Genomic DNA, 26,279 nt, shown 5'->3' on the forward strand with positions numbered 1-26,279 from the left:
TCTGACGGCTATTGTCTTTCGTCAGTAGAAGCCTACTTACGTCACCCCATCCCGCCATTATCAATCTCCCCCCTCTCGTTCTGAGGGATGATCTGATGTGCGCATATCGAAACTCTTTGAGATAAGCGCATCAAACTTCGAGCACCAGAAATTCCCAAGGTTGACAATTTGCTCCAGCGGCGCAGGGAGCCCCAACGCAACTTGATACGCCAGGTGCAAGGCCCGTTCGGCAGGAACGACTAGGTCTTCGCCGAAAATGGCTCCAATTCTCACAGCAGTTTCATTAGCCCCCGCCCGATCCAGCCCAATCCGTGCGGAAAACTCACGAAGCGCCATTGCGCAGTAGAGAATTGATGCCTCGGGCAGTCCTTGATGCATCGCGATCCGACAGAGATCGACACACTGAAGATCTGTTAGCCCGGAGCGCGACAGATCAGCCACACCTTCGGCTTCCTGTTCTCCTCCTTCGCTATGCGCGACTAGCTGGTCCCTACGGTGGACAGTTCGGATAGCAAGCTCCGATGCCCGTCGTACGGCGGAGAAGCCGCCGGCCTCCCACCATGTAGTCTCTTCACCTGTCACCAAATTAATTTCCACCGCTGAGGGCTTCCTAAAGGCAGCCATGCAGCGGCCGAGATTCCGAACAGCGTACAGTTCGGCGTAGCCAGCTTCCCTTGCAGCGCAGGCCACGTCGGAGACTTCTTCATAACTTGTGAAGTGGTCGGCTGTAAGCGGAAATTCGCTCGTCAAAAGTCCTCCGCTATGCCCCTCTCCTCGCTTGTCTTGTTGACTAATATGACTTCTCAACGATGTGAGAAACGAGTTCCACTGCGCCAGTAGTGTCTTGTGTGCCGTGTTTCCAACGGGATCTAGTGCCGAAGACCAAGCTTTCTCAATCTCGGTATTCAGGCGTCCGATGTGAAAAAGGAGGGAATTCAAATTCGAGGCAATCGGACTAATCTGCTCTCCTTCTTCCTCCCTTGCTTCGGATGCATTCTGAGGAGCCTGGGTATTTGCATCGACATCTTGCACGGCAGTTGGTTGCTCACGCCCTTCTTGCAACAAGGCAGATGCTGTGTCCACTGCATTCATCAACCCTTCAATGCCAGGGTTATCAATGGGCGTGACACGCAAATTCGTTCCACCATTTTTCATGTCTTCAAGGTCAGCCTTGGGAAGCAACACAGGTGCGCCATACACGATCTCAGCATGGTGAGCCAAGACCTTCCTTCCCGACTGTTCGATGTCCTTCCTATAAGCAGTGAGCGTAGTTGCGGCCAAGTGCTCCAAAGCAGAGAGGCCGTACATAAGGACTTCATCCACTAACCAATTATCTGCCGGGGAAACTCCAATCTTCTCCAGGGAGGACTTTTGAAAATGTGGAACAAGTGCGCTCTGTTCATGGTTTTGCAGTTTACCGAGCGAGACCAATGAATCATCATCGCACTGACTAATCTCGTTGAGGAGTGACACAATCGAATCCTCACTCAGGACCCTTCTGGCACTGGCCTCTATCCGCTCCCGAGATTCGACATTCAAGCCCATGTGGTTGGAACATTCATTCAACACTGAAACTGGCCACGAAGAAATGACCGAAGCCGCCTCAATGACTGACCTGGAAAGCATTCTGCGATCACTGTCGCTGAAATGGCCACTCGCTCTTGCAATTCCATCCGCGCATTCAGCAACAATTTCCGCTACTCGTTTAACGGACTGATTCGCCTGCTCCCATTCCCAGTTCGAAGTGAATGATCGAATAATAGCGAGGGCTTCATCGATTCCCTCTTTCTCTTGATTCTCAAGTTCACGAACGTAAGCGAGCTTATGGTGATTTCCGCTCTCTGTTTTCCTGGAAATCTGCCGCATCAAGCACCACTCGACCATTGCCGCTCTCCCCTACTCGATCCACCTGGATAGTCCGTGATGAGCGAAGTGTCAGTGATTGTCTCTCAAGTGACCGTCTGATGCACCCTGTTGCCTGAAGAACCTTGTCCCTGACACGAATCGAGATCCTGTTGAGGCCACTAGATGCGCACCCATGGTCATCAGCAGGTCGAGAGACTCACATGCCAGTGCACTTGAGATCGCCCGCCCACTGGAACAACGTCAGATTTCACGCTGCTCCGCCATGGCGGAATCGAGACACCTGCAACGCTGGCGAGCTACACCTGCGTCACTCCTGTTGCGACCTGAAGGAGGGCACTGCCCAGAGGGCCTGAGGGCCTCAGCAGGTTGGTCGACGCTCGGAGATGGGTGACGCCCATTCCGACGCCAATGGCCCCGGACCTCGGCATGCCTGGGCAGCCATCAACAGCAGGCATGAAGCCAGAGAGCCAGTCGGGCTGAAGGCCTGGCCGGCGTCTGGGGGCCAGGGATACCAATCGTCTGGGCCGTCTCTGGGCCGTGCGAGGTTGGCCGACGTTGACAGTCGATGCCGGATGGTGACTGTCGTCGCACTGCTCTGGCCTGGGGCGCTCCAGTTGATCTGCGACACTGGTACGGCTATGCCGAAGCCCGGAGAACTCACCTCCTGCAGTGCGCTGCGGCACAGCAACTCAAGTTGGTGTAGCCCACCGGCACGCTCAGAAGGCCGCCGTCTTCCACCTCTAAGGGCTCGTCAACATCCCAGCTCCAGCCGTTCGTCGTTCCTTTCCGGTCAGAGTCACCCTGCCGAACCTGGGGTCCGTGGACCGGTCCATACCCTCGGTGGCATGGCTACTTCGGGGGCACGCAAGGCGCCGTTCGGCGGACTGGGCAAGTGGTGGGGCGTGTTGGCAGGCTTCTTGCTGATCGCAGCCTGGATCAACAAGGCAGCTGGCCCAGCGGTGGTCATCGGACTGTCGGCCATCGTCCTCCTCTGGTGCTTCTTCCAAGCCCCCGTGACCTGCAAGGCGGAGGTGAGAGGAAGACCGGATGGTTGCCGGAACAACGCGGCAGGGCTCCTCTTGGGGTGCCACATCCGGCAACACCGCTGGCAGAAGCTCAAGATGCTCTTTGTGCGCCGCCAGGTCGCCACCTTCTGCCGCGGCCTGTTCTCGGACGGGAAAGCCGTGGTCGTGACCCTGGCCGGCTTGGGCAGCTTCGCCTCGGGTCTGGCTGCCATGATTCCCGGAGTCGTGATCCACTGACCGCGTGCCTCCAGCGTCGCACCAGATGCGCACCAGAAGAGGCGGTAATCCACGGTCAACACGGGCCATGGGACGAGTCGCTTGGTGGACGGGCACGACACCTCTATGCAGCTCAGGAGCCAACTGGCCCAATCCGCACCGTGATTCCCAAGCTCAGAGCGCGGGTTCGATTCCCGTCACCCGCTCCAGCGCAAAGCCCCAGGCCAGAGGCCCGGGGCTTGTTTGTTGTGCAAGCTCATGACTGGCGTCTACAGCGTTCCTGTCAGCAGCACCTGCCCGGAGCCCTTTCCGCAGACAGAGGCGCAGCGCACCCACCCGGCCCTGCGTGATAATCGAGACATGGCATCCACGCCCAGCATCTCCGAGATCCGACGCGACCGGTTCGCGCGGCGGCGACCTGCCGATCTCTCCGAGCTCGAAGGCCCGGCGCACGGCAGTGTCAGCCTGCCTCTCCACCTGGCATGGTCCAGTCTCACCGAGTTCGACCTCGACCAGCCCCGCTTGCGGATGAGCTGCTACCGGATCGTCCTGGCCGAGGGTATGCATGAGGATCTTGTTCGCTACCTCAACCGGGATCTGCTCACCAGCATGTGGCCCGTTCTGCGTACCCTGATCAGCCGCGACATCCGTGAGGTCTGGGAGAGTGCCTTCACCGAACTCCGTCCGAGCGCCCAGACCGCTGCATGAATCTCACGGAACTCCATCGCCTGCTGCTGGCAGATGTACTCGCGGTCGGTGAGGCTTATCCGCTCGCGGTCACAGGGGTTACGCCGTCCAGGCCCACGGTCTGGTCGACCGGCTCAGCCAGGACCTCGACGTCGCAACCGAGAAGCCGGACCCCATGGAGGACATCGCCGCCTCCGTACGCACCGGTCTGGAAGGCCGCGGCTGGAGCGTACGTGCTTGGATGCCGACCCGCTCTCGGCCCGGCTGATCGTCACCGACCCCGGCTCCGGCGAAGAGTGCGAGGTCGACATCCTCAAGGAGGCGTTCTGGCGTCCGCCGGTGACGACCGAATTCGGGTTGGTCCTCTCTCTCGATGACGTCGTCGGCACCAAGGTCCGCGCTTTGGCCGACCGCGGGCTGGCCCGGGACCTCATCGACGTGCGGGCTGCAGCAGATCGTTGGAGCCGCACGGAACTCGAAACGCTCGGTCAACGTCATGCTCGGGACGACTTCGACCTCTCCGAACTCCAAGCACGACTCGGTGGAGCGGACTGGATCGACGACAGCGAATTCGCCGCCTACGGACTCCACAGCGAGGAAGCAGACGAACTGCGTCGGTGGGCACTCGCGTGGGCTGACGACATCGCCGTGCGGCTCCACGATCCGGAAGACCTTGAACAGGACTGAGTGGACCACCCCCAGCCGCCGCGCTTCCCCGTGCCAGATGCGGGCCAGAACAGGCAGTGAGTCACGTTCAACACCGGCTATGGCCGGGCCCGTTCCCGTGGTGGAGAAGTGGCTGTATACGCAGCTCAGCGCATTCGGCGGACCCCAACCGCTCCCTGATTCCCAAGCTCAGAGCGCGGGTTCGATTCCCGTCACCCGCTCCACGACGAAGGCCAGTCAGGGGTAGACATTCCAGCCTGGGCCGCTCTGTTTCCCATGGGACTTCGCCTCCGCACACCGTGTCCGTTGCAGGCCGGTTCAATCCGCCTAAGGCTCTTATCCGCTCGAGAGTGGCGCCCAGCCTTGAGGCAGCAGATTACGGCTGGCCCGTCGTTCGCAGAGCCTCCGCGGTAACCGCCAAGTGGTGGGAAGTGGCCCAGGCACGCCACTCCGCTCCGCCGCCGGCCTTCGCCCGCTGTCCCCGTGCGCACCTGGCCAACTCCGCGTCTCCCCACGAAGTAGCCTCCCCACGGGCAGGCCAATACTCCGAGCGCAGAAGCTCCCGTGCGATCACGAAGAAGTCATCGTTACCCGGAAGCGTCTGAGGGGCAACGTAGACCTGCCAGTCCTCGCCGACCGTGTACCGGATGTTGGGGATGCTGCCACGACCGCGTCGCGGCGCGACCGGATGCGTCACGCCGTAATCGCCGAAGTGCGGTGGCATGCCGTCCGTAGAGTTCACCACCTTGCGCCACAACGCAGCGTCCCACCGGTGCATCCGGTTGGGAATTCCTCGCACCAGCTTCCGAAGAGTCTTGGGAAAGGCCCCGGCAGCCAATACCACGTTGCGCCACGTGGCCTGCCGCGCCCATCGCAACGCGTCCAGCATCGGCGCGAACGCGTCAATCACCGCGGTATCCCCAGACACGTGACCGGCATCCAGCACCAAGTCCACCTGCTCAGGGGCCAGATGCACGGCACGCAAGGCAGTGCGCACCTCACGCGACATCGCGGAAGACCCGACCGGAACAAGGAAGACATCGACGCGGAGCACCGCTCCACGCCTGTGAGCGCGCTGAACGTCACGCACCTCGGTCAGCAATCCGGGCGGGTCATACGGCCGGAAGACCGGGATCAGGGCGAGGAGCCAGGCTCCGAACGCCTCGCTGAGCCAGTTCATCGGGCGTCCAGTCCAGACGCCGCCGACCACACCGTGATGCCAAAGGCCGCCACAGTCCACGGCGATGTCCAGCCCTTGCGGCAGCTGGCTCCAAGCGTTCTTGCGGAAGGTCTCCATGACATCCCGCAGTCGCTCGTCGTGGACGACTTCCATGATCGGATGAACTTCGGCCTGCACACCCGGCTCCATCTGCCCGAGCGCAGTGAATTCGCCTCGTTTGCCTTTCAGGATCGGTACATACGCCATCACTGCCCCTAGGAGCCACGCACGCCCGCCCTCTTCGGAGGGATTGACTCGAGGCTGCCTGCCGACACACGGGACTGACAGGGCGCGATTCAGACTTCCGACCGAGAATACGCTGGTATGGCGGAGGTACCATAACCATATGGCCTTGAAGAAGACGACCGTCATGGTCGACGAAGAAGACCTCGCGCTGATCAAGGAGGCGGCTGCTCGGGAGGGGCGCTCGGAGTCGGAGTACTTCCGGGAGGCGTTCCACCTCGCGGCCCTGCGCACCCGTCGTTGGGGTGACGACTGGGACATCCCGAGCATGGACTTCGGCGGACCGGTCAGTGCTGAGGAGATCGACCGAGCGGTCTCGGACGGCGTGGCGGACACCGAGTGATCGTTGTCGGGGACACCTCCGGCCTGGTGGCTGCACTGAACACCTCGGATCCTGAACACGGAGCCGCTCGGACTGCGATGCGTCAGGCAGCACTCATCGTGGTGTCACCGTTGGTGATTCTGGAGATCGAACACATCACCACACGCAACGTCGACCGCAAGGCCGCGTACGCCGTGAACGACTGGTTGCTGAGTCAAGAACGAACCGGACGCTTTGCCATTCCCGAGTTGTCCGCCGGCACACTACGCAAGGCCCGTAAGGTCCAGAACCACTACGCGGCCCTGCGGCTCGATCTGACCGATGCGGTGAACGTCGTTCTGGCCGAGGCGTACGACACCGAGAGCATCCTGACCCTCGACCGCCGGGACTTCAGGGCCGTCACCCCCCTCACCGGCAACCACGCCTTTCGGCTTCTGCCTGACGACCTGTAGAACCACCTGGGCGACCGCGCCAGATGCGGGCCAGAACGGGCGGAGACGCCCGGTCAACATCGGTCACAACACGGCCTGTTGCAATGGTGCACCAGGAGTCATGTACGCAGCTCAGCACACCTGCTGAGCTCAACTACCCGGTGATTCCCAAGCTCAGAGCCCGGGTTCGACTCCCGTCACCCCCCCCTCCAGAACGAAGTCCCAGGCCAGTCAGCGGCCCGGGGCTTGTTCGTTGTGCGGGCTGTTGCCTCCGGCCCCGGCCTATGCGTCGGGGTCACCGTCCGGCACGTGCGCCGTGGACAGGGATGACGGGGGCGACACGGCAGTGCCGTTGGTCAGGGCCGCCTGGACGATGCGGAGGGCCTCGCCGGTGTCGATGCCGACGCTGGCGATGACGGTGGCGTACTCGGCGGCTGCGCGGCGTGCCCGTTCGCGTCCCTGCCCGCCGGCTGCGGAGACGAAGGAGCCGGCCGGTCCGCGGGTCTCGATCAGCCCTGCCTCCTCCAGCTCCCGGTAGGCCCGGCCGACGGTGTTGACGGCCAGGCCGAGATCTGCGGCCAGGCGGCGGATGGTCGGCAACTTGGTGCCCACGGCCAGTGTGTGGTCCTGGATCTGTCGGGCGAGCTGGGCGCGGAGCTGCTCGAACGGGGGGACGGGCGAGGTCGAATCGACGACGATCATCGGTTCACCGGGGCGGTCGTGGCGCGCCCGCGCCGCCGCGCCGCCAGTCCGGTCCCCACGGTGATCAGGGCGAGCGTGACTGCGCTCAGGGCGACGAAAACGATCCAGGCAGTGATCCACGATCCAGGCACGGCAGCGAGCACCGACGCGGTCGGCAGGCACCACACCAAGGTTGGCGTGGTGACCTCGCGGGCGTCTTCGACCCGCATGAGGAAGTCGGTGGTGAGCGAGGCTTCGTCGTCGGCCACGACCGGGTGCGTCAGCACATGACGCAGCTGGACGACCGTACCGACTGCGGCGCCGCAAAGCCCGATGAGCAGGACGAGTGCCGCGTACCGCGCGGTGGAGTCCTGCGTGGTCAGGGCACTGATCGCCAGCACCATCCCGCCCGCGAACGTGGCAACCGAGAATGCGGCACGCGGCCAGCCGAGCACGGTGCGCCAGCCGGGCCGTACGGAGTGGGCCGCCCGTCGCTGCAACGTCGCACCGGCTCGCCGGTCGGCCCGCCGCACCCGCCGGTCGAGCAGCGACTGGGCGAGCACCAACCCCACGACCACCGCCGTAAGGACCAGCAGCGACCAGTGCCGGTACGGTCCGGAGCCGTCATCCCCGGCGCCGGTCGACCTGTCGACGGTGTAGACAAGGGCGACCGCGACGATGAACGCGGCCAGCAGGACAGCAGCAGTCAGACGGGCACGCTGCCGGGCCGCCAGACGCGTGGCCAGCAACGGTGTCGGCCGGACGTCGGTCAAGCCGTGTGCGGCCAACCACACTTCGGCCCCCTTCAAGTCCCTTGGACGCACCGGCTGGTCAGTCATCCGCCGACCCTCCTTCATCTTGAGGCTTCATGTCGCAAGACTTGTCTCAGCATCCTGCGTCAAGGGTTGCGACAAGTCAACGGGCACCGGGTACCTGGCAAGCGCCGTCGACCCCACGCGGCAGGACGTCCCCCTGGAGCCATATACAGAGCCACGCACCGACTACGACCGGCCCCGCGCCACTCAAGGCGACCAGGCCACAACCACGCTCGCACCGGGGACGAGCCTCGAAGGCCGGGGACCCGCTACTGGGTCCTGAGGTCCTTCAGTGCGGCCTGGATCGTCCTGCGCAAGCGCGCGTCCAGGACGTACTTCTGAGTGCTCGCGACGATCTCTTCGGCCACGGCGTAGAGCTTGGTGTTCGTGTTCTGGGAGACGGTCACCAAGATCTTCCATGCCTCATCCTCGGAGAGGCCGTAAGCAGCCATGAGCACGCCCATGGACTTGTCGATGGGCGCCCGGGTCTGCATGGCTCGTCGCAACTGCGTCACTTCGACATGCAGATCCTGACCCGCGTCCTCGTGCGCACTGCCCGTACCGGCTGCGGCTTCGTCACCTGAGTTCTGATGGATGTCCGAACTCGGCCCGTGCGTCCCTTGCGCGCCGCCACTCCCGACCTGTGCGGCTGCCTGCTCAAGAGGCTTCTCGGAGAACCCCGGCTCCGACATGACGTCTTGTCTCCCTCTCGGGGCTGACATCAGCGCCAAGCCCGCTCCCACCCGACACCCGTCAATATATACCTGAACTCTAGTACAGGTTATTGGGTACGTGAATGCCGGATCGGTACAGTCGGAGGATGGAAGCAGTACCCGAGCCGCACACCGGATGGACGTTTCTCACCAACCATGCGCGCGTGCTCGCAGCCATCGCTGACAACCACAGCGCCCGCATCCGCGACATCGCTGCGCACTGCCGTCTCACCGAGCGCTCCGTCCAGAAGATCATTGTCGACCTGGAGCAGGAGGGCTACCTCTCCCACACCCGCGAAGGGCGCGCCAACACGTACCAGATCGCGCCCGGCAAGGTGCTGCGCCACCCGGCCGAAGCCGGGCTGACGGTGGCCTCGCTGCTGTCCTGGCTCGTCCAGGACGAGGCCGACCGTCAGACGACCCAGTCCTGACCGGGGCCACGACCAAGGTGCGGCGCTCGACTGCGGCTTCGGCCTGCTCGGCATCGAGGACGTCGGGGACGTCGGGGACGTCGGGGACGTCGGGGACGTCGGGGACGTCGGGGCGAGTGCTGCCGAGTGTGCCGCGAGTTGCTGGGCTCGTCGATCTGCGACGACTTCGGCTTCCGGGCCGGCTGGTCGATGAGTTCCGGGTCGTGCGGAGGTCACAGTCTGCGGGACCGCCGGCAGACCGCGCGCTCGCACCCGGAGGGACGTATGGCAAAGCTCATCTACTCGATGATCACCTCGCTCGACGGCTACGCCGAGGCCGCGGAGGGCGACCTCGGCACCGGAGCCGAAGATCCAGAGGTGCATACCTTCGTCAACGACCTCTTCCGCCCCGTCGGCACGTACCTCTACGGCCGGCGGATGTACGAGACGATGGTCTACTGGGAGACCGCGCACACCGAGCCCGAACAGCCGCCGCACATCCTGCAGTACGCCCGCGACTGGCAGGCCGCGGAGAAGATCGTGTACTCCACGACGCTGGAGTCGGTGTCCAGCGCGAAGACCAGGATCGAGCGGACCTTCGACCCGGACGCGGTGCGCAGGCTCAAGGCCGAGGCCGACCACGACCTCACCGTCGACGGCCCGAACCTCGCGGCCCAGGCGATCGCGGCCGGTCTGGTGGACGAGTACCACCTGTTCATCACCACGAGCGTGGTCGGCGGCGGCAAGCGGTTCTTCCCCGACGGCGTGCGCCTAGATCTCGTCCTGGTCGAGGAGCGGGCCTTCGACAGCGGACTGATCTACGCGCGCTACCGGACGCGCTGAACCGGACCGGCCGGTGACTGCAGACGGTTCGCCGGCGAGTTCCGGCTTCGGGTGGTCGGAGCCGGGGGCGCATCGTGGCTGGGCAGGGGCGCTTCTACAGCCGCGGGGGCGTCGTCGCAGTCGGCTGAGAGCGGTTCGCGCGTGCCGTTAATCTCCCTGCCATGTCATCTCAGGGGCGTGGGGCCGGATTTCTTCTCTGCATCGTGCTGGCGATGCTCGGTATGTCCACGGCGGTGATCTTGTCGGCCGTCGCGCTGGACGCGAGTTCTCAGGTGTCCAGCAAGCCGATGGACGAATTCAAGAACGAGAAGGACCTGTTCGGGGAATCCAGGTGCGACCGTGACAGCGAATCTCCCCCCGATCGGCCCTTCTTCTCCTGTCTGGCCGAGCACGAGGCGAACATGCAGGAGGATGCGGCGAGTTGGGCGGCCGAGATCGAAGGGCGCCAGGCGGGCATCCAGACGAAGGGCAACTTGGCCGTCGTCTTCGGCCTGGCCGGGGTGACATTCGCGGCCTGCGCCGTGGCATTCAGCAGGAGCGGCCGAACCGTGCCGCAGGCCACAGGCTCACCTGCCGTGCTTCCTGCCCCGGGTGGCGAGCCCGTGCCTGCCCGACCTCCCTCGCAGCCGTAGCGTCGGCCACGGAGGACAGGGGGCTCGCGGACGGCCCGACGGCCGTGCGACCGGTGACCACAGGGCCTCCGGGACGCAGTCGGCTGAAGGGCCGTCCGATCGCCGGCCGGGTCCGCTTCAGCAGGAGTTGTTGCTCTTGACGTTCCGCCAGGTCTGGCTGCTTCCGGCGTACTCGACCCCGTTGAACGAAGCGTTGACCCGCTCCGAGTCGGACGTGCCCCAGGAGGCCTCCCCGTCGCCGTTGGCGTCGACGCCGTGCTCGAAGTGGAGGTGGGGGTGACCGTTGGAGGTCGGGCCTGTCTTCCCGACGGCGCCGATCCCCTGGCCCTGAGCGACCGTGTCGCCCGCGTTGACGGACCGCGACTGCATGTGAAGGTACGTGGTGAAGTGGCCGCCGCCGTGGTCGATCTGGACCACGTTGCCGGCGTTGTCGTGCCAGAAGGACTTGTTGACGGTGCCGGCCTCCGGCGCGACCAGTTGCGCTCCCTCGGTCCCGTGCTGGTCCGGCTCCTTGACCATGTCCAGCGCGGGGTTGTGGCCCCAGGTGTCCAGTCGCCAGGTGTCCCCGCACTTGAACGGGAGCTGGAAGTTCGCCGCCTTCGGCTTCTCCTCCGCAGCGGACGCCGCGACCGGTGTCACCGCGGCCCCCGCCACCAGGATCATGCCCAGCACGATGCCGGTTCTCTTCTTCATGGTCTCTCCGAGTCTGTTTTGTCGTGAGCACTTCATACCCGCGGCGGCAGAGTAACGCGCGCAGTTCACCCACGTAGGCACGTTCAGTTGTCCGACAAATGGCAAGACGGATTGGCGCTCGAGCGGGGCGACTTGGGCTTCGCGTCCACCGGCGCCGCCTGTTCGCACCCCTCGCTCAGGCCCGACCGGCGCCAGTGGTTCATGCGCACCACCCGGTGCCGACAACGTCTCCGGACGTCTGCTTGACAGGCTCGTGCCCGTGGGCTGATTCGCCGTGTCCGGCTGCGCAGGATCGATCTAGGCTCGCCCGCATGACCAATGGGGACATGCGCTACGGACGCTGTGGGGCGTGCGGCGGCGGCGAGGTGTACCGGGGCGAGTACGTGGCGCAGGCCGGGCTCCGCCAGTCGGGAACGGGCAAGTTGGGGGCGAAGCAGCCGGTGTTCGACGCCTACGTCTGCGCGGCCTGCGGGAACACCCAACTCCACATGCAGCTCGACGCGAAGATGTCGTCGCACATCCGGCACAAACTCGACTGGATACCGCCGCAGCAGAGCATGGGCTAGCTCTCGGTCCGGGCATGCGCAGCAGGAACGTCGAACCGATGAATTCCGCGGTCGCTCACGGTCCGACTTCGTAGGTGGGAAGGCGTTGCCCGCGGCAGGAGCGTCCATCCGTGCCTGCGGCACGACCTTGCCGCCTTCCGAAACGATCACGGTTGCGTCCACGACTGCCCAAGGGACCTTCATGCTGCTGGAGAACAAGACCGCCGTCGTCTACGGCGGCGCGGGAACGATCGGATCCGCGGTCGCCCGCGTCTTCGCCCGCGAAGGCGCCGCACTCCACCTGGCCGGACGCACCCGGGCACCGCTGGACGAACTTGCCGGCACGATCGCCCGATCCGGGGGGCGCGCCGATGTCGCCGCGCTCGACGCGACCGACCGGGCCGCAGTCGAGCGGCACGCCGAGGCCGTGGCTCAGCACTCCGGAGGCATCGACGTCGCCTTCAACGCCACCTCCAACGAGGATCTGCACGGCACCGACCTGGTCGACATGGCGGACGAAGACGTGCTGAGGCCCGTCACCAAGGCAGTCACCACCCACCTGACCCTGGCCACCGCCGTGGCCCGCCACATGATCCCCCGCCGCACCGGGGTGATCCTGGCGATGGGAGGTGGCCGGGAAGCCATCCCCCGCCTCGGCGGCTCCCACATCGCCTGGTCCGCGCTCGCCGGCCTGTGCCGCCAACTCGCCGCCGAACTCGGCCCGCACGGGATCCGGTCCGCCTGGCTGCTGTCCCCCGGCTCGCCCGGTCCAACCACTCCGCCCGAGGATGACCCGGAGGCGACCGGGACCCTGCTGCACCGCCGGCCACGCCTCGATGAGGTCGCTTATGCCGCGGCCTTCCTCGCCTCCGACCGTGCCGCGACCATGACCGCCACCGAACTCAACGTCACCGGCGGCGCGGTCATCGACTGAACGTACGCTCCGACGTCGCCGGTCGGACGGTGCTGCTCCAGCACAATGCCCCGGGCCTGGCGGCCCGGGGGCTTGTTCGCTGCGCAGACCAGGGAGATTCGGCCCCGGCGGGCGGGCCGACGTATGGGGGACGGGCACAGCGGTCCGTACGTCTCACTCAGCTGCTGCTCGGCGGCGGCTCAGCGGCTGTTCAGCGGGTTGCCGTACTTGTGCGCCGTGGACGGGTACGGAAGGCCGAGCGTGCGGGGTGAGAAGGCCGCCGAGCCGCCGGCCGAGCCGCCGGGGAGTCTCCACACGGCGCCCAGGGAGGCGTTCTCGCCAGGGGATCCGACCGTGACGTCCGGTACGCCGTCGGCGTTGCCGTCACCCGAGGCGACCGCCGCGCCGAAGGTGTCTCCCGCCTCGGCGACGCCCGGGACGCCCGCCGTGTCCTGGTTCCAAGTGACGGATGCGGCAGCGTTGTCGGCGTCGAGCAGACCCTGAGCGCCACCGCGGAGCAGCCAGGCGGCGCCCGCCCCCGCTCTGCTTCCGATGGCCTCACCGGGAGCACCCGCGATCAGGTCGTCGCGGCCGTCGCGGTTGACGTCGGCCACGGCGAGGGCGGCGCCGAAGCGGTCCCCGTCCTCGGCCACTCCCGGGACGCCCGCCGTGTCCTGGTTGAGGGTCTGCGCGCGGCTGCCGAACGAGCCGCCCGCAGAGCTTCCGTAATGGGTGTGGACGGCGCCCCCTTCGGCCAGCTCTTCGGGGCCGCACGGGTCGTCGATGTTCTCGTCGGCGATCTCACGGCATTCGCCGAGCGCCAGGTCGTCGTGGCCGTCGCCGTCGAAGTCGCCGGCGGCCAGGGCGGTCACGCCGGCGTTGTCCGTGTTCCAGAAGTTGGCCATCTCCGACCGGTCGGCGTCCCACTTCCAAAGGCGCACGTGGGACTGCGTGCTGGGGACGCCGGAGGTCCAGTACGCCACGGCCAGGTCCGCCGTGCCGTCGCCGTCGAAGTCGCCGGTGGCCAGGGCGGGGGCGCGGCCGCCCATGGGGTCGGCGACGACGGTGGTGACCATGCTGTCCTCGCCCTCGATGACACGGGCGACGACCTTGTCCGTACCGCCGATCACGATCTCCTTGTTGTCGTCGCCGGTCATCTCGGCCGCCACGACCGATTTGCCGTACGCGGCCGACGGCGACGGCCCGGTGAGGACCGTCGACCCCGGTCCCGGCCCGTCCTTCGAGCCGCCTACGACGGTGACCATGCCCGCGTCGGCACCGCGGTCGGTGACGTCCTCGCCGGGGGCACCGGCGAGGAGTTCCGCGATGCCGTCGCCGTTGAGGTCCGTCAGAGCCACGGATGCGCCGAAGCGGTCGCCCGCCTCCGGGGTGCCGGGAACCTCGGGAGTGGCCTGGGTGACACGGATGCTTCCGTGGGCGCCGACACCCTTCGGGCCGCCCCGGACGACGTTCACGTACCCGGCCTTGGCCCGGCCGCCGACGGTCCCGTCCGGGACGCCGACGGCGAGGTCCGCGTAGCCGTCGCCGTTGAAGTCGCTCGTGGTGGCACGGGGTGCGGCGGCGGTGGCGGTGGGGGTGGCAGCGGCGGCAGCGGTGGCGCCGGACGGGAGCACGAACCCGGTGGTGGCCGCGACGGCGGCTGCGATGGCGTACGTCAGGATGCGGCGGCTGCGTGGCACGGAGGCCCCCACTCGGTCGACGGGGTACGGGTTGTCTGGTGTGACCGTCCAGGGGCAGAGCTGGTTGTAAGGAGTTCACCGGAATTCGGCGCCGGATCGGCGGGGGGGGCGCCGCCGCCCAGGAATCGGCCGTCCCGGAGACGGAGAGGCCGCCGAGTCCGGCGAACGGTCCTTTCTCCGGTCACGGTTGGTGGCCGGCGCCAGCGGCCCCGACGCGCTGCGACCGCCGGGCGCGCGCCTCTATGGTGGACCGATGGCGTCCGTCAAGCAGGTCCAAATCACCTTCGACTGCGCAGAACCTGAGCGCGTCGCTCGTTTCTGGTGCGAGGTGCTGGGGTACGTCGTGCCACCGCCACCGGAAGGGTTTGCCACCTGGGACGAGTTCGACCGCTCGCTGCCGCCCGAGCGTCAGGGCGCCGCCTTCGCATGCGTCGATCCCACAGGTGTGGGCCCGCGACTGTTCTTCCAGCGCGTGCCCGAAGGCAAGGCCGTCAAGAACCGGCTGCATCTCGACGTACGGGTCGGCACCGGGCTCGTGGGTGAGGAGCGCCTGGCCGCACTCGAGGCCGAGTGCGCACGCCTGGTCGCGCTCGGCGCGGTACGCGAACGACTGCTGGTCGCCGACGGCTTCGACGAGTCGTGCATGCTGATGCAGGACATCGAGGGCAACGAGTTCTGCCTCGACTGAGCATCGCGTACGTGCCCTCGTAGCCTGCCCGGTCCGCCGTGCCCGGCACGACCGTCAGGGCCCGGGGCGCAACTCCTCGGGGACGGCCGTGCGCAGGGCTGCCGTGATCGCAGCGACGGCCGGGTGCCCGTCGGCGCCGCGGCGGAAGGCGATCCTGGTGCGCCGGTGGACCGGCAGGCGGGTGAGCGTCACTCCCGGCACCGGTTCCGCCACGCCGAGCTGGGGCACCAGGGCGACGCCCTGTCCGGCCGCGACCAGGGCCAACACGGTGGCGAATTCGTCGACTTGATGGCGGACACGTGGTGTGAAGCCGGCGGCTTGGCAGGCCCGGAGCGTCATCGCGTGGCAGAGAGTGCCCGGTGTCGCCGTGATCCAGGGAGCGTCCCTCCAGCGGCTGATCGACGCGCCCTCGGTCGTCTCTGCGGTCTCCGGCGAGAGCGCCGCGAGACAGAGGTACTCGGCGCAGAGGGGTTCGCTCGCCAGGCCCGGTTCTGCGGGAGACGGGACGAAGTCGTAGTCATGGACGAGGGCGACGTCCAGTTCGCCCGCCCGCAGGGCATGGGCGACCCCCGCCGGGTCGATTTCCGAGACCATCGGCTCCAGGCCCGGGTGGTGGGCTGCGAGGGTCGTCAGCGCGGCCGGGACGATCGCCCGGGCGGCTGTCGGAAAGGTACCGATCCGCAGCGGGCCTGCCAGTCCTTGGCGGGCGTCGGCCAGTTCCGCCGTCGCCTGTTCGAGGCGCGCGAGCACCGCTTCGGCGTGCTCGACCAGATTCAGACCCGCGGGGGTGAGGACGACCCGGCGTCCGGTGCGCTCCAACAGGGCGATGCCCGCCTCGCGTTCGAGCGCGCTGAGCTGTTGAGAGACCGCCGACGGGGTGAACGCGAGGGCGTCGGCGACGGCGACGATGGTGCCGCGCAGGGAGAGTTCGCGCAGCAGGCGCAGCCGGCGGACGTCGAGCATCAGCACAGCTTACGCTCAGACCAAGAAAGGCGAACTGGACCTGCTTCACGACCCGTTGCCACTCTCGTGAGCATGACCCAGGACACATCCCTGCGGGGGATCCACGTGCCGCTCGTCACCCCGTTCACCGCCGATGGGCGGATCGCGACGGAGGCCCTCGAGGAGCTTGCCCGCGACGTGCTGGACGCGGGTGCCGACGGGATCGTCGCGCTCGGTTCGACGGGCGAGGCGGCCGCACTCGACGCCGGGGAGAAGGCCGCGGTCGTCGACGTGTGTGCCCGGGTCTGCAGGGAGCGCCAGGTGCCCCTGCTGATCGGGGCCGGGAGCAACGACACCCGGAGCAGCGCTCTCGCCCTGGCCGGGCTGAGCCGGTGGCCGGAGGCGACGGCCGCGCTGGTGCCGGTGCCCTACTTCACCCGGCCGTCGGAGGCCGGAGTCCGGGCGCACTTCACGCAGTTGGCGGCGACGAGCCCCGTTCCGCTGGTGATCTACCACATTCCGTACCGCACCGGGCAGCAGCTCGGAGCGGCCACGCTGCGGTCGCTGGGCAGCCTGAGCGGGATCAGCGGAGTCAAGTACGCGACAGGCGCGATCGACCAGGCCGCCGTCGACCTCCTGGGCAGTCCGCCGCCGAAGTTCTCGGTGCTGGCCGGCGACGACCTGTTTCTCTCCCCGATGCTGGCACTCGGCGCGGCCGGCGGCATCATCGCGTCGGCTCAGCTGGCCACGGGCCGGTTCGTGGAGCTCGCCGCGGCCTGGCGCACGGGCGACGCCGCAGCGGCCCGACCGCTCGGGCATGCTCTGGCCCGGTTGTCGGCCGCAGCCTTCGCCGAGCCCAACCCCACCGTGATCAAAGGGGTGTTGCACGCCCAGGGCCGCATCCCCACGGCGGACGTACGGCTGCCGCTGCTGCCCGCCGGGCGGGACTCGGTGGAGGAGGCCCTCAAGGAATGCGGCTACCGGGCCTGCGAGGTGCCGCCGGAGCCCCCGCGGTACGGCCCTGCGCAAGGACAGTGCCCGCAGGAGCCGCCACCTATGGCCGGCGCAGCCGGCGCACCGGGAGATGCGTGATGCCGTTGATGAAGTTGGAGACCAGGCGGACCGGCGGACCGTCGAGTTCGAGCTCCGGGAGGCGGGTGAGGAACCCGGTGAAGAAGATCCGCATCTGCAGACGCCCGAAGTGCGCGCCGAGGCACATGTGCGGGCCCTGACCGAAGGCCAGGTGGTCGTTGGGCGTGCGGGTGATGTCGAAACGGTACGGATCGGGGAAGACGCGCTCGTCGAAGTGGGCGGAGGCGTGGTAGACCACGACCTTGTCCCCCTCGCCGATCCGCTGCCCGGCCAGTTCGGTGTCCCGGGTGGCGGTGCGGCGGAAGCTGAGCACCGGCGGGTGCCAGCGCAGCATCTCCTCCACGGCGTCGGGCACGAGGCCGGGGTCGTCGCGCAACCGCCGGTAGGCGTCGGGGTGTTCGAGGAGGGCCAGGACTCCGCCGGGCAGGGCGCTGCGCACGGTGTCGTTGCCGGCGATCACGACGAGGAAGAAGAACATCGCGAGCTCTTCGCCGGTCAGGGGGCGCCCGTCGTCGAGGGTGGCGGTGGCCAGGGCCGTAATCAGGTCGTCCGCGGGGTGGCTGCGCTTGTGCCGGGCCAGCTCGTGGGCGTAGTCGAACATGTCGCGCAGCATCGCGGGTGAACGCGGGTTGACGGGCCGTCCGTCGGAGTCGCGCACGACCTCTGCGTGTTCGGGGTCCTGGTAGCCGATGACCCGGTTGGTCCACTTCAGCAGCAGGCCCCGGTCGGCGGCGGGGACGCCGAGGAGTTCGGCGAGGTTGGCGAGGGGGAATTCGTCGGTGACCTCGGGAGGAAGGTCCCAACTGCCGCGCCCGGCAACGGCGTCCAGCAGGGCGGTGGCACGTGCGGTGATCTGTGCGGTGAAGCGCTCCAGGCGCCGTCGGGTGAACACGGCGGCGGCCAGCCGTCGTATCCGGCTGTGCTCGGGCGGATCCATGTTGAGGATCATGCGCCGGATGAAGTCGAGGTCTTCCGGGGCGGGATCGCGGATCTGCGTGGCGCCCAGCCAGGACGAGTACACGGCGGGATCGCGCAGCACGGCGCGGACGTCCTGGTAGCGGGTGACGGCCCAGTATCCGGGTCCGGCGGGCCAGTCGAGCACTTCGCGCTCGTCCTGCCGGCAGACCGGCGCCTCGTCGCGCAGCCGGCGGAACCCGTCGTGGGGAATGCCGCGCGCGAACACGCGGGGGTCGAACACGTCGGGGATGCCTGCGGGGGCCGCGGCCATCAGTGCCTCCGCAGGAAGCGCTCGACGCTGCTGGTGAGGGCCACCGGGGACTCATCCATCGCGTAGTGCCCCGCGTCGGGGAAGATCTCCAGCTCCAGGTTCGGGTACCAGGCTCCGAACGTCGCCTCCATGGTCTCGGGGCCCAGCGCCGGGTCGTGCCGTCCGGCGATCACCTGGATCGGCACGTCACGGCCCTGGATCTCGGTGTGGAAGTCGGTGCGGGCCCAGGCAGGAAGCCAGGCGGCGAACGCGTCACGGTCCGAGTTGTCCAGCGAATGGCGCACCATGGCGTCCAGCCAGGTTCCGGTGAGCCGGTTTCCGGTGGTGAAGTCGATGATCGCGCGGCGGCTGCCGGGACTGTCGGCGGCGCTGGAGAACAGCTGCCAGCTCTGCTCGTCGAACGGCACGCCGCCGGCGGGCACCGGTGACACACCGACGAGTGCCCGTACGCGCTCGGGAGCGTCGGCGTACACCCGTTGCATGACGGATCCGCCCATCGAGTGCCCGAGCAACGAGAAGCGCTCCGCACCCAGTTCGTCCGCGGCCGTCAGCACGTCGTCCGCCGCCTCGGCGACCGAGAACCGCCCCGTCTCGCCCCGACGGGCCCCGTAGCCGCGGCAGTCCAGGAACACATAGCTGAACGTCTCCTGGTCGAGGTGCGGCAGCACGGCCTGCCACGACCGCGACGAGCCGAACCAGCCGTGCAGAACCAGCACGGTGTGCGCTCCTGTGCCGACACGCTGAAAGTCCATGTTCCGTCCCTCGCAGCAGAGTTGGTGGGCGCGGCGAGCTTAGGACCACGGACCGTGGCAGAGGAACAGGGCATCCTTCGCGAAACGGCAGACTGCCGCTGCGCTGTTGTCAGCGGGCGCGGGCGGCGTTCATCTCGTCCACGGCGCCACGGGCGTCGCCGAGGTTGGCGAAGTCGACGGCCACGAAATTGACGGGCCGGCCGCGTTCCGCCCCGCAGCGGCGGGCCCGGTCCAGCACGAAGCTCTTCGCGTTGACCTCGCCGGCGTCGAGGCGGCTGCCGCCCGCGTCGGTGATGAAGTGGTTGAGCAGGAAGAGCCGTTTGCCGGTGCCGCCGCGGTTGGGTGCGCAGCTCATGCTGCCGGGGTCGGGGAAGTCGTACGGGGTCTCCATTCCGTACCGGTAGAAGCCGCGGTACCAGCCGGCCGGTCCCCCCGACCCTTCCGAGAAGACGACCAGCCGCTTGTTGCCGGCGACCATCTCCCCCAGCGTCGGCCAGGGGGACTCCGGGTCGCGGTCGGGCGTGAACAGCAGGTCCTGCAGACCCGCCTTGCGGAAGGCGGAGGCCGTCTGCTCGCCGGTGATGCCGTTCTGGACGACCAGCGTGACGACCTCCTCCGGGTGCTGCTGGAGCCAGACGCGGATCTCACGCAGCGTCTCGACGAGTGGAAGCGCGCCGGCGCGGCAGGCCGCGTGGCACAGCCACAGGCCCGGCCGGGCAGGGCCGGCCTTGTCGATGACTTCCGCGACCTTCCGCTGCATGCCGGGGGCGAAGTCGGACACCTTCAGCCGCTCGGCGATCCGGTCGGAGGGTTCCCAGGTGTGGGTGTCGACGAGCAGCGCGCGGGCGCCGTCGTCCAGTTGGGTCGTGATGTCGCCGTCCTGGAGCGGACTGATGAACCTGTCCGCGGTGGAGGACATCGAGTTGTGCGTGGTCAGGTATGCCGCCTCGTCGTAGCGGAGGTCGCACAGCTGAGCCGATCCGTTGCAGTGGGCCCGCTCCGGCTCACCGGCGGCGGTGGGGGCGAGCACCACGCCGAACACGACCGCGGCCGCGACGGCAGCGGAGGTCCCGCCCACCAGGCGTGTGCGCGTACGCCGGTTCAGCGCCCGCAGAGCGGTGCGCACGGCCCGGTGCCGTTCCCGTACGGCGGCCGCGGTCACCAGCAGCGCGCCCGCGGCGAGCGGCACGGCGGCGGCGGAGAGGCCCGCGGTGCCGAGGGCGGCGAGGGCGTTGCGCTGCAGGTCCTCCGCCAGGCCGGCCAGTGACGGCGGCCACGACGCGGGAGCCTGCCACAGCAGGTCGCCGGCCCTGTGACGTACCGCCCAGAACGCGACGGCCGGCAGAGCGCCGCCCACGGCGAGGATCCAGCCGGCCGTACGCAGCCCGCGCGTCCGGCGCCCCGGCGGTCCGGACACCCAGAGGAAGACGAGGGCGAGAAGCCCGACGGCGACGGCGAGCGTCTGCGCCGGGCCCTGCATGAGGCGGGTGACAGCGCGCGCCGACTCCAGCGCGCCGGTGTCCACGCCCGCGCCTCTCAGGTCGTGTACGGCGTTCCAGCGTCCGCCGTCGGCCATCCGCAGCAGGTCCCGCCGGCTTCTCTCCTCGCCGCTGCCGGCCTTGGTGCCGGGCAGATGCGGCCCGACGGCGGCGAGGGCGGTGCCCGTGTCGCCCGCTGCGAGGGCCCCTTCGACCTGCGGCCGCAGCGATGCCCGCTCGTTCGCGGGTACGCCGGACAGCAACGCGGAGGTGACCGTATCCACGGCCCGGTCGCTGAGCTCCACCTCGGGCAGGCCGGCCGGCTCACGGCCCGCCGCGACCCTGTCGAGGGCCTCGTCCACGCGGGCGAGCACCGCCGAGACCTTCGCCTCGGGCGAGGCCCGCTCACCGGAGGCCAGACCGCCCAGGTACACCTGCGCGAGCTCGCCGACGTTGGCGAGGACCGGCCGCAGGTTCACCGACACCCCCAGGGAGCGGGAGTCACCGCGGAAGTAGCCGGTCAGGGCGGCGATCTGCTCGCCCGTCAGCTGCCGGACCGTGGTCGGGGGCAGCACGGTCTTCAGGTTGGCCGTCACCACGGTTTCCGGGACGGGCAGCCGGGACAGCAGGCTCCTGGTGACGGGACGGGAGCGCGGGTCGACCAGGACCTCGTCGTACAGCCGGTCGTACGCCCGCTCGTCGTCCAGCACGGCCTGGTAGTACCCGCGCTCCAGGACCGTCGCGCGCAGTGTCGCGGCGCCGACGAGAGCCGTCACGCACACGACCGCGACGAGGCACGCCAGCACACGTACGGGCCCGACCCAGCGTGCGTGCCGCCACGCCGCGGGACGGGCACGGCGCAGGAACGGACGCAGGGGGGTCCCGCGCACGGCGCATGGCGCGGCCATCGTCCGCCCTCCAGCTCTCCGGTTCGGCGTCGGGAGGCCCCTGGTGAAGGGGCCCGGCCTGGCTGCTTTCCCGAATCGGGCGGCACTCATGCGGCTTCCGCACGCGACAGCGCGTCCGGCCGCCCCGGCGTCCCCCTTACGACGTCACGGGGCTCTCCAGCAGGGTGACGCGGTTGCCGTCGGGGTCGTGCACAGCCGCGAACCGGGCCTTCTGACCGCCCTGTTGGACGTCACCGGCCTGGATGCCCCGCTCCGCGAGCTCCGCGATGGTCTCGTCCAGGTCCGCCACCACCAGGTTCAGCAGCGTCGACCCCGCGTGCTCGGGGGATTCGAAGACCTGGACCCAGCCGCTAGGTGTATTGACCTGATGCGTTGTTCACACGGCTGATTGGTGGCTGGCCTCCGAGTGCTGTGTGGCATCGGTGGTGGTTGTAGGTGTGCAGGAAGCTGTCCAGTGCGGCTGTGCGCTCTGCGTTGCTGGCGTAGGGCTGTTGGTAGGCCCATTCATCGAGAAGGGTGCGGTTGAAGCGCTCGACCTTGCCGTTGGTCTGTGGCCGGTAGGCGCGGGTGCGCTTGCCCGTCGCGCCGAGATCGGTCAGAGCCTGCTGGAACAAGCTGCTCTTGCGGTAGGACCAGGCGTTGTCGGTCAGCACCCGCTCGATGCGGCGGATGCCGTGGTGGGCAAAGTGGGCGGCCGCTCGGTAGAGGAAGCCGGCGCATGTGGCTGCCTTCTCATCGGTGTGGACCTCGCTGTAGGCCAGGCGGCTGTGGTCATCGACGGCGGAGTGGATGTAATCGAAGCCGACACCGGTCTTGGTGAGCCGGCTCTCGGCCCGGCCGTGGACACGCCAGCCGCCGCCATCGGGGATACGTCCGAGCTTCTTGACATCGACGTGTACCAACTCGCCGGGAGCCGCGCGTTCGTAGCGTCGGATCACGGTTCCAGTGGGTCGGTCCATCCAGGCCAGCCGGTGCAGACCATGCCGCGTCAGTATCCGGTGAACGGTCGAGGCGGGCAGGCCCAGGATCGGCCCGATCCTGGCCGGTCCCAGCTTGCGGATCCGGCGCAGTTCGCACACCCGGGCCTCGTCTGCGGCCGGGGTGCGACGCGGCGTGGTGTGCGGTCGGCTGGAGCGGTCGTGCAGCCCTGCTTCGCCCTCCCGGCGCCAGCGGCGGACCCACTTGTGGGCGGTGACCCGGGAGATCCCCATCGCACCCGCAACATGAGCGACGGGACAGCCGGAACGGACACGATCGACCAGCAGCCGCCTGCCATGAACAGTCAGACGGGCATTACGGTGGGACACGAAGACCTCCCTGCGGTGCAGTCCTTAGACAGCTCCACCACAGCGGAGGTCTTCGCTATTGATCAAGACCCCAGAGTTAACAACGCTCATGATCAATACAGCTAGGACCTGTCCGGTGGATCTTTGAGGACAAGCCTGCGGCGTCAGATGCGGTGCATCGCAAGGCGGAGGATCGTCCTCGTACTGGGCGTACTCGGGCGACTCCGACAACGCAGCGAGGTGCCGTGGCTGTCGTCGCGGGCCCGAGAAGATCCGCCGGACAGGGCCTGGGTGCGACGTGCCAGTCGGCCAGCCCGGGCATCGGCCTGGTGTCCGGCCCCCTGCCCATGAGCAGTTGATACCAGCTGACGGCGGCCTCGATGTCACGGACGGGAGCGACTGCGAGCACGTGCGAGAAGGTCATGCTGAACTCTCCGTTCACCCGGCTGTGCGTTCACACATCTGCAGACCCGGCGCGTACCGCTTTGTCATCGCCGGGGGGACGCGCGTACCGGGAGCGCCGGTGCTCAGCGCGTGCCGGGCCCCTCGTCGGAACCCGGGCCGGGGCCGGGGAAGGCGTCCAGCAGACGGGCCGGAGCGGCCTGCCTCCAGGAATCGGCAAGGATGTCGCGCAGTTCGTCGATGTCGTCGAGAGCGGCGAGACGCACGCGCACCCACGGGGTGCCTGCCTCGTGGGGCGGAACCCAGAACTTCTCCGGCTCCGCCGCGATCAGTTCGGTCCGCTCGTGCCTGGGGCAGCGCACGGCGAACGACGTCTCGTCGTCGGGGACCGTGATGAACATCTTGCCGGCGACGCGGAACGTGGGCATCTGCCATGCCTCCTTCTCCACCGTCTCCGGGAATGACAGCGCGATACGGCGGACGTCCTCTGAGTCGAGCATGGCACCAACCTATGGCGAGCAGGCAGCGACCGGAGCGGCACCGGAGCAGCAGCGGGCCGGCGCCGGACCAGCCCGGGCGAGCCGGGAGGAGCGCCGCACCCTTCCTCACTTTGACGGCTGTTCACCCGGGCACCCCTCATGCACCCCGCTCTTCTTGAAAGACTTCTCGCGCACACTCCCCACACTTCGCGAGGTCAACAGCCCCATGCCAGGACTCAATCGGCGCCGCTTCCTCCAGATCGCGGGCGCCACCGCGGGTTTCGCCGCCCTGTCGAGCAGCATCGAGCGCGCCGCCGCGATCCCCGCGGCGCGCCGCTCGGGCACGATCGAGGACGTCGAGCACATCGTCGTGCTGATGCAGGAGAACCGTTCCTTCGACCACTACTTCGGCTCCCTCAGGGGCGTACGCGGATTCGGCGACCCCCGCCCCTCGGCACCGACCGGGAACAGGACGGTCTGGCACCAGTCGGACGGCACCAAGGACGTGCTGCCCTACCACCCTGACGCCGAGAACCTCGGCATGCAGTTCATAGCCGGCCTCAACCACGACTGGGCGGGCGGCCAACGTGCCTGGCACGGCGGCAAGTACGACCAGTGGATCCCCGCCAAGGGCACCGGGACGATGGCGTATCTGACGCGGGAGGACATCCCGTTCCACTACGCGCTCGCGGATTCCTTCACCATCTGCGACGCCTACCACTGCTCGATGATCGGGGCCACGGACCCGAACCGCTTCTACATGTGGACGGGCTACACGGGCAACGACGGCACGGGCGGCGGCCCCGTCCTCGGCAACGAGGAAGCCGGATACGGCTGGACGACCTACCCCGAGCGCCTGGAGCGGGCCGGGATCTCCTGGAAGGTCTACCAGGACATCGGCGACGGCCTGGACGAAGAGGGCTCCTGGGGCTGGATCGACGACGCCTACCGCGGCAACTACGGCGACAACTCGCTGCTCTGGTTCAACAGTTACCGCGGCGCCGAGCCCGGCGACGCCCTCTACGACAAGGCCCGCACCGGCACAGACGCCAAGAAGGGCGACGGCTACTTCGACGTGCTCAAGGCCGACGTGCAGTCCGGCAGACTTCCGCAGATCTCCTGGATAGCCGCGCCGGAGGCCTTCTCGGAACACCCGAACTTCCCCGCGAACTACGGCGCCTGGTACGTCTCCCAGGTCCTGGACGCCCTCACCTCCGACCCGGAGGTATGGAGCCGGACGGCACTCTTCATCACCTACGACGAGAACGACGGCTACTTCGACCACGTCGTACCGCCGTTCCCCCCGGACTCCGCCGCCCAGGGCGCCTCCACGGTCGAGACCGAGCCCGACCGGTACCGCGGCGGCGTCGCCGGCTACGCCCCCGGCCCGTACGGACTGGGCCAGCGCGTGCCCATGCTCGTCGTCTCCCCCTGGAGCACGGGTGGTTACGTCTGCTCGGAGGTCCTCGACCACACCTCCATCCTCCGCTTCATGGAGCGCCGCTTCGGCGTACGGGAGCCGAACATCTCGCCCTGGCGGCGCGCGATCTGCGGTGACCTCACCTCGGCGTTCGACTTCGGCCTCAAGGACACCGAGCCCGCCTCGCTCCCGGACACCGGCGCCTACGAGCCCCCGGACAAGGAGCGGCACGAGGACTACGTGCCGGAGCCGCCCGCCAGCCCCTCGCTGCCCGTGCAGGAGGCCGGTTCGCGGCCCACGCGCCCGCTGCGGTACGCGCCGCGCGTGGACGGGGCGGCCGGGCCCGCGGAGGGCAGGTTCACGCTCACCTTCAGCGGCGGCGAGGCGGCGGGTGCCTGCTTCCTGGTCACGTCGGGGAACCGTACGGACGGGCCCTGGACGTACACCGCCGAAGCGGGCAAGGAGCTCTCCGGCACCTGGAACACGGCGCACTCGGACGGGGTCTACGACCTGTCGGTCCACGGTCCCAACGGGTTCGTGTGCGCCTTCACCGGGCCCGGCGGCACCGCGGGCCCCGAGGTGACCGGCCGCCATCTGCCGGCGAGCGGCGACATCGAGCTGACCATGACGAACCGCGGTGACGCCGACTGCGCTCTCACGGTGACGAACGCGTACGACGGTTCGAAGGAGACCTGGACCGTGCGCGCCGGCGGCCGAAGGGTGCAGAGGGTGAGCCTGCGGGCGAGCAGGCACTGGTACGACCTGTCCGTGTCCTCCGACACGGACCAGTCGTGGCGGCGCCGGCTCGCGGGCCACGTGGAGACGGGCGCGCCGGGCGTCAGCGACCCTGCGACGAAGACGGCCTGAGCCGACGGGCCCGAGCCGGGCCTGGCCGTGAACGCCGCCGCGGTGCGCGGGCGTTCACGGCCAGGCGTCGACGCGCGGCAGGGTCGCGGGGCTCAGGCCGCGCCGTGTGCCCTCGGC

26 protein-coding genes and 1 pseudogene are annotated in these 26,279 nt (G+C 68.2%); 13 read left to right on the top strand and 14 right to left on the bottom strand.

Annotation, left to right across the window (positions count from 1 at the left end; translation table 11 throughout):
* Positions 1-60: 60 nt before the first annotated feature.
* The gene (locus tag AN215_RS29540; protein WP_139140719.1) at positions 61-1,884 is read right to left on the bottom strand and encodes a hypothetical protein; all 1,824 of its coding nucleotides are present in this window, start codon (positions 1,882-1,884) and stop codon (positions 61-63) included.
* Positions 1,885-2,711: 827 nt separating this feature from the next.
* On the opposite strand from AN215_RS29540, the gene AN215_RS11180 reads away from it, so the two are divergent.
* The 3 genes and pseudogenes from AN215_RS11180 (at position 2,712) to AN215_RS11190 (ending at position 4,481) form a co-directional block, all read left to right on the top strand.
* On the top strand, positions 2,712-3,128 hold the full coding sequence (locus AN215_RS11180; protein ID WP_070008983.1) for a hypothetical protein: 417 nt from the start codon (positions 2,712-2,714) through the stop codon (positions 3,126-3,128).
* Positions 3,129-3,467: 339 nt separating this feature from the next.
* Positions 3,468-3,815, top strand: coding sequence for a transcriptional regulator (locus AN215_RS11185; protein ID WP_070008984.1), 348 nt, complete (start codon positions 3,468-3,470; stop codon positions 3,813-3,815).
* Positions 3,812-4,481 (top strand): annotated as a pseudogene (locus AN215_RS11190) (nucleotidyl transferase AbiEii/AbiGii toxin family protein). The gene AN215_RS11185 and the pseudogene AN215_RS11190 overlap by 4 nt, the downstream one beginning before the upstream one ends.
* Before the next feature lie 355 nt (positions 4,482-4,836).
* On the opposite strand, the gene AN215_RS11195 reads toward AN215_RS11190, so the two are convergent.
* Positions 4,837-5,886 (bottom strand): beta family protein, encoded by a 1,050-nt coding sequence (locus tag AN215_RS11195; RefSeq protein ID WP_070008985.1) that lies wholly within the window; start codon positions 5,884-5,886, stop codon positions 4,837-4,839.
* Positions 5,887-6,025: 139 nt separating this feature from the next.
* Between AN215_RS11195 and AN215_RS11200 the strand changes: the two genes are divergently transcribed.
* Positions 6,026-6,265, top strand: coding sequence for a ribbon-helix-helix protein, CopG family (locus AN215_RS11200; protein ID WP_070008986.1), 240 nt, complete (start codon positions 6,026-6,028; stop codon positions 6,263-6,265).
* Positions 6,262-6,696, top strand: coding sequence for a PIN domain-containing protein (locus AN215_RS11205; protein ID WP_070008987.1), 435 nt, complete (start codon positions 6,262-6,264; stop codon positions 6,694-6,696). Before AN215_RS11200 ends, AN215_RS11205 begins: the two co-directional genes overlap by 4 nt.
* A gap of 261 nt (positions 6,697-6,957) precedes the next feature.
* On the opposite strand, the gene AN215_RS11210 is transcribed toward AN215_RS11205, so the two are convergent.
* The 3 genes from AN215_RS11210 to AN215_RS11220 all read right to left on the bottom strand — a co-directional run bounded on the left by AN215_RS11210 (position 6,958) and on the right by AN215_RS11220 (position 8,863).
* The gene (locus tag AN215_RS11210; protein WP_070008988.1) at positions 6,958-7,377 is read right to left on the bottom strand and encodes a GntR family transcriptional regulator; all 420 of its coding nucleotides are present in this window, start codon (positions 7,375-7,377) and stop codon (positions 6,958-6,960) included.
* A complete protein-coding gene (locus AN215_RS11215; protein WP_070008989.1) occupies positions 7,374-8,195 on the bottom strand; it encodes a hypothetical protein in 822 nt (273 codons plus the stop codon). The genes AN215_RS11210 and AN215_RS11215 overlap by 4 nt, the downstream gene beginning before the upstream one ends.
* Before the next feature lie 245 nt (positions 8,196-8,440).
* Positions 8,441-8,863 carry an ANTAR domain-containing protein gene (locus AN215_RS11220; RefSeq protein WP_070008990.1) on the bottom strand — a complete coding sequence of 141 codons (423 nt, stop codon included), beginning with the start codon at positions 8,861-8,863 and terminating at the stop codon, positions 8,441-8,443.
* 128 nt (positions 8,864-8,991) lie between these two features.
* Between AN215_RS11220 and AN215_RS11225 the strand changes: the two genes are divergently transcribed.
* From AN215_RS11225 to AN215_RS11235, 3 genes are all read left to right on the top strand, one after another.
* Positions 8,992-9,315, top strand: a complete 324-nt coding sequence (locus AN215_RS11225) for a helix-turn-helix transcriptional regulator (RefSeq protein WP_070008991.1) — start codon at positions 8,992-8,994, stop codon at positions 9,313-9,315.
* Positions 9,316-9,579: 264 nt separating this feature from the next.
* Complete coding sequence (locus AN215_RS11230; protein ID WP_070009481.1) at positions 9,580-10,137, top strand: dihydrofolate reductase family protein; 558 nt, start codon at positions 9,580-9,582, stop codon at positions 10,135-10,137.
* Positions 10,138-10,298: 161 nt separating this feature from the next.
* Positions 10,299-10,769, top strand: a complete 471-nt coding sequence (locus tag AN215_RS11235) for a hypothetical protein (RefSeq protein WP_070008992.1) — start codon at positions 10,299-10,301, stop codon at positions 10,767-10,769.
* Between the two features lie 117 nt (positions 10,770-10,886).
* Here the strand turns inward: AN215_RS11235 and AN215_RS11240 are convergent, their stop codons facing one another.
* Positions 10,887-11,462, bottom strand: coding sequence for a M23 family metallopeptidase (locus tag AN215_RS11240; RefSeq protein WP_070008993.1), 576 nt, complete (start codon positions 11,460-11,462; stop codon positions 10,887-10,889).
* A gap of 311 nt (positions 11,463-11,773) precedes the next feature.
* Here AN215_RS11240 and AN215_RS11245 point away from each other — a divergent pair, with 311 nt between their 5' ends.
* Both AN215_RS11245 and AN215_RS11250 read left to right on the top strand, forming a co-directional pair.
* Positions 11,774-12,028, top strand: a complete 255-nt coding sequence (locus AN215_RS11245; protein ID WP_070008994.1) for a hypothetical protein — start codon at positions 11,774-11,776, stop codon at positions 12,026-12,028.
* Between the two features lie 181 nt (positions 12,029-12,209).
* Positions 12,210-12,941 (top strand): SDR family NAD(P)-dependent oxidoreductase, encoded by a 732-nt coding sequence (locus tag AN215_RS11250; RefSeq protein ID WP_070008995.1) that lies wholly within the window; start codon positions 12,210-12,212, stop codon positions 12,939-12,941.
* Between the two features lie 179 nt (positions 12,942-13,120).
* On the opposite strand, the gene AN215_RS30640 is transcribed toward AN215_RS11250, so the two are convergent.
* The gene (locus AN215_RS30640; protein WP_070009482.1) at positions 13,121-14,620 is read right to left on the bottom strand and encodes an FG-GAP-like repeat-containing protein; all 1,500 of its coding nucleotides are present in this window, start codon (positions 14,618-14,620) and stop codon (positions 13,121-13,123) included.
* A gap of 253 nt (positions 14,621-14,873) precedes the next feature.
* Between AN215_RS30640 and AN215_RS11260 the strand changes: the two genes are divergently transcribed.
* The gene (locus AN215_RS11260) at positions 14,874-15,308 is read left to right on the top strand and encodes a VOC family protein (RefSeq protein ID WP_070008996.1); all 435 of its coding nucleotides are present in this window, start codon (positions 14,874-14,876) and stop codon (positions 15,306-15,308) included.
* 54 nt (positions 15,309-15,362) lie between these two features.
* Here AN215_RS11260 and AN215_RS11265 read toward each other — a convergent pair whose 3' ends face one another.
* Positions 15,363-16,271: a LysR family transcriptional regulator gene (locus AN215_RS11265; RefSeq protein ID WP_070009483.1), complete on the bottom strand. Its 909-nt coding sequence runs from the start codon at positions 16,269-16,271 to the stop codon at positions 15,363-15,365.
* A 72-nt stretch (positions 16,272-16,343) separates the two neighbouring features.
* On the opposite strand from AN215_RS11265, the gene AN215_RS11270 reads away from it, so the two are divergent.
* Positions 16,344-17,342 (top strand): dihydrodipicolinate synthase family protein, encoded by a 999-nt coding sequence (locus AN215_RS11270; protein ID WP_079122896.1) that lies wholly within the window; start codon positions 16,344-16,346, stop codon positions 17,340-17,342.
* On the opposite strand, the gene AN215_RS11275 is transcribed toward AN215_RS11270, so the two are convergent.
* The 6 genes from AN215_RS11275 to AN215_RS11295 all read right to left on the bottom strand — a co-directional run bounded on the left by AN215_RS11275 (position 17,305) and on the right by AN215_RS11295 (position 23,896).
* Entirely contained in the window at positions 17,305-18,570 is a 1,266-nt protein-coding gene (locus AN215_RS11275; protein ID WP_070008997.1) for a cytochrome P450, read from the bottom strand. The genes AN215_RS11270 and AN215_RS11275 overlap by 38 nt on opposite strands.
* Complete coding sequence (locus tag AN215_RS11280) at positions 18,570-19,322, bottom strand: alpha/beta fold hydrolase (protein ID WP_070008998.1); 753 nt, start codon at positions 19,320-19,322, stop codon at positions 18,570-18,572. The genes AN215_RS11275 and AN215_RS11280 overlap by 1 nt, the downstream gene beginning before the upstream one ends.
* 109 nt (positions 19,323-19,431) lie before the next feature.
* Entirely contained in the window at positions 19,432-21,708 is a 2,277-nt protein-coding gene (locus AN215_RS11285; RefSeq protein ID WP_245694394.1) for a phosphoinositide-specific phospholipase C-related protein, read from the bottom strand.
* A gap of 136 nt (positions 21,709-21,844) precedes the next feature.
* On the bottom strand, positions 21,845-21,997 hold the full coding sequence (locus AN215_RS29815) for a VOC family protein (protein ID WP_171904162.1): 153 nt from the start codon (positions 21,995-21,997) through the stop codon (positions 21,845-21,847).
* Between the two features lie 61 nt (positions 21,998-22,058).
* Positions 22,059-23,015: an IS481 family transposase gene (locus AN215_RS11290; RefSeq protein WP_070008999.1), complete on the bottom strand. Its 957-nt coding sequence runs from the start codon at positions 23,013-23,015 to the stop codon at positions 22,059-22,061.
* A gap of 506 nt (positions 23,016-23,521) precedes the next feature.
* On the bottom strand, positions 23,522-23,896 hold the full coding sequence (locus AN215_RS11295; protein ID WP_070009000.1) for an MmcQ/YjbR family DNA-binding protein: 375 nt from the start codon (positions 23,894-23,896) through the stop codon (positions 23,522-23,524).
* A 205-nt stretch (positions 23,897-24,101) separates the two neighbouring features.
* Here AN215_RS11295 and AN215_RS11300 point away from each other — a divergent pair, with 205 nt between their 5' ends.
* Complete coding sequence (locus AN215_RS11300; protein ID WP_070009001.1) at positions 24,102-26,162, top strand: phosphocholine-specific phospholipase C; 2,061 nt, start codon at positions 24,102-24,104, stop codon at positions 26,160-26,162.
* Positions 26,163-26,279: the final 117 nt, after the last annotated feature.

Source organism: Streptomyces abyssalis (assembly GCF_001751365.1).
Taxonomy (GTDB): Bacteria; Actinomycetota; Actinomycetes; order Streptomycetales; family Streptomycetaceae; genus Streptomyces; species Streptomyces abyssalis.

What these genes read in the sequence shown, in the direction of transcription:
- AN215_RS29540 (WP_139140719.1), bottom strand. Translation starts at nt 1,884, where the DNA reads ATGGTCGAGTGGTGCTTGATGCGGCAGATTTCCAGGAAAACAGAGAGC.
- AN215_RS11210 (WP_070008988.1), bottom strand. Translation starts at nt 7,377, where the DNA reads ATGATCGTCGTCGATTCGACCTCGCCCGTCCCCCCGTTCGAGCAGCTC.
- AN215_RS11195 (WP_070008985.1), bottom strand. Translation starts at nt 5,886, where the DNA reads ATGGCGTATGTACCGATCCTGAAAGGCAAACGAGGCGAATTCACTGCG.
- AN215_RS11225 (WP_070008991.1), top strand. Translation starts at nt 8,992, where the DNA reads ATGGAAGCAGTACCCGAGCCGCACACCGGATGGACGTTTCTCACCAAC.
- AN215_RS11275 (WP_070008997.1), bottom strand. Translation starts at nt 18,570, where the DNA reads ATGGCCGCGGCCCCCGCAGGCATCCCCGACGTGTTCGACCCCCGCGTG.
- AN215_RS11250 (WP_070008995.1), top strand. Translation starts at nt 12,210, where the DNA reads ATGCTGCTGGAGAACAAGACCGCCGTCGTCTACGGCGGCGCGGGAACG.
- AN215_RS11235 (WP_070008992.1), top strand. Translation starts at nt 10,299, where the DNA reads ATGTCATCTCAGGGGCGTGGGGCCGGATTTCTTCTCTGCATCGTGCTG.
- AN215_RS11300 (WP_070009001.1), top strand. Translation starts at nt 24,102, where the DNA reads ATGCCAGGACTCAATCGGCGCCGCTTCCTCCAGATCGCGGGCGCCACC.
- AN215_RS11240 (WP_070008993.1), bottom strand. Translation starts at nt 11,462, where the DNA reads ATGAAGAAGAGAACCGGCATCGTGCTGGGCATGATCCTGGTGGCGGGG.
- AN215_RS11180 (WP_070008983.1), top strand. Translation starts at nt 2,712, where the DNA reads ATGGCTACTTCGGGGGCACGCAAGGCGCCGTTCGGCGGACTGGGCAAG.
- AN215_RS11265 (WP_070009483.1), bottom strand. Translation starts at nt 16,271, where the DNA reads ATGCTCGACGTCCGCCGGCTGCGCCTGCTGCGCGAACTCTCCCTGCGC.
- AN215_RS11270 (WP_079122896.1), top strand. Translation starts at nt 16,344, where the DNA reads ATGACCCAGGACACATCCCTGCGGGGGATCCACGTGCCGCTCGTCACC.
- AN215_RS11285 (WP_245694394.1), bottom strand. Translation starts at nt 21,708, where the DNA reads ATGGCCGCGCCATGCGCCGTGCGCGGGACCCCCCTGCGTCCGTTCCTG.
- AN215_RS11185 (WP_070008984.1), top strand. Translation starts at nt 3,468, where the DNA reads ATGGCATCCACGCCCAGCATCTCCGAGATCCGACGCGACCGGTTCGCG.
- AN215_RS11245 (WP_070008994.1), top strand. Translation starts at nt 11,774, where the DNA reads ATGACCAATGGGGACATGCGCTACGGACGCTGTGGGGCGTGCGGCGGC.
- AN215_RS11230 (WP_070009481.1), top strand. Translation starts at nt 9,580, where the DNA reads ATGGCAAAGCTCATCTACTCGATGATCACCTCGCTCGACGGCTACGCC.
- AN215_RS11220 (WP_070008990.1), bottom strand. Translation starts at nt 8,863, where the DNA reads ATGTCGGAGCCGGGGTTCTCCGAGAAGCCTCTTGAGCAGGCAGCCGCA.
- AN215_RS11200 (WP_070008986.1), top strand. Translation starts at nt 6,026, where the DNA reads ATGGCCTTGAAGAAGACGACCGTCATGGTCGACGAAGAAGACCTCGCG.
- AN215_RS11260 (WP_070008996.1), top strand. Translation starts at nt 14,874, where the DNA reads ATGGCGTCCGTCAAGCAGGTCCAAATCACCTTCGACTGCGCAGAACCT.
- AN215_RS11295 (WP_070009000.1), bottom strand. Translation starts at nt 23,896, where the DNA reads ATGCTCGACTCAGAGGACGTCCGCCGTATCGCGCTGTCATTCCCGGAG.
- AN215_RS11280 (WP_070008998.1), bottom strand. Translation starts at nt 19,322, where the DNA reads ATGGACTTTCAGCGTGTCGGCACAGGAGCGCACACCGTGCTGGTTCTG.
- AN215_RS11215 (WP_070008989.1), bottom strand. Translation starts at nt 8,195, where the DNA reads ATGACTGACCAGCCGGTGCGTCCAAGGGACTTGAAGGGGGCCGAAGTG.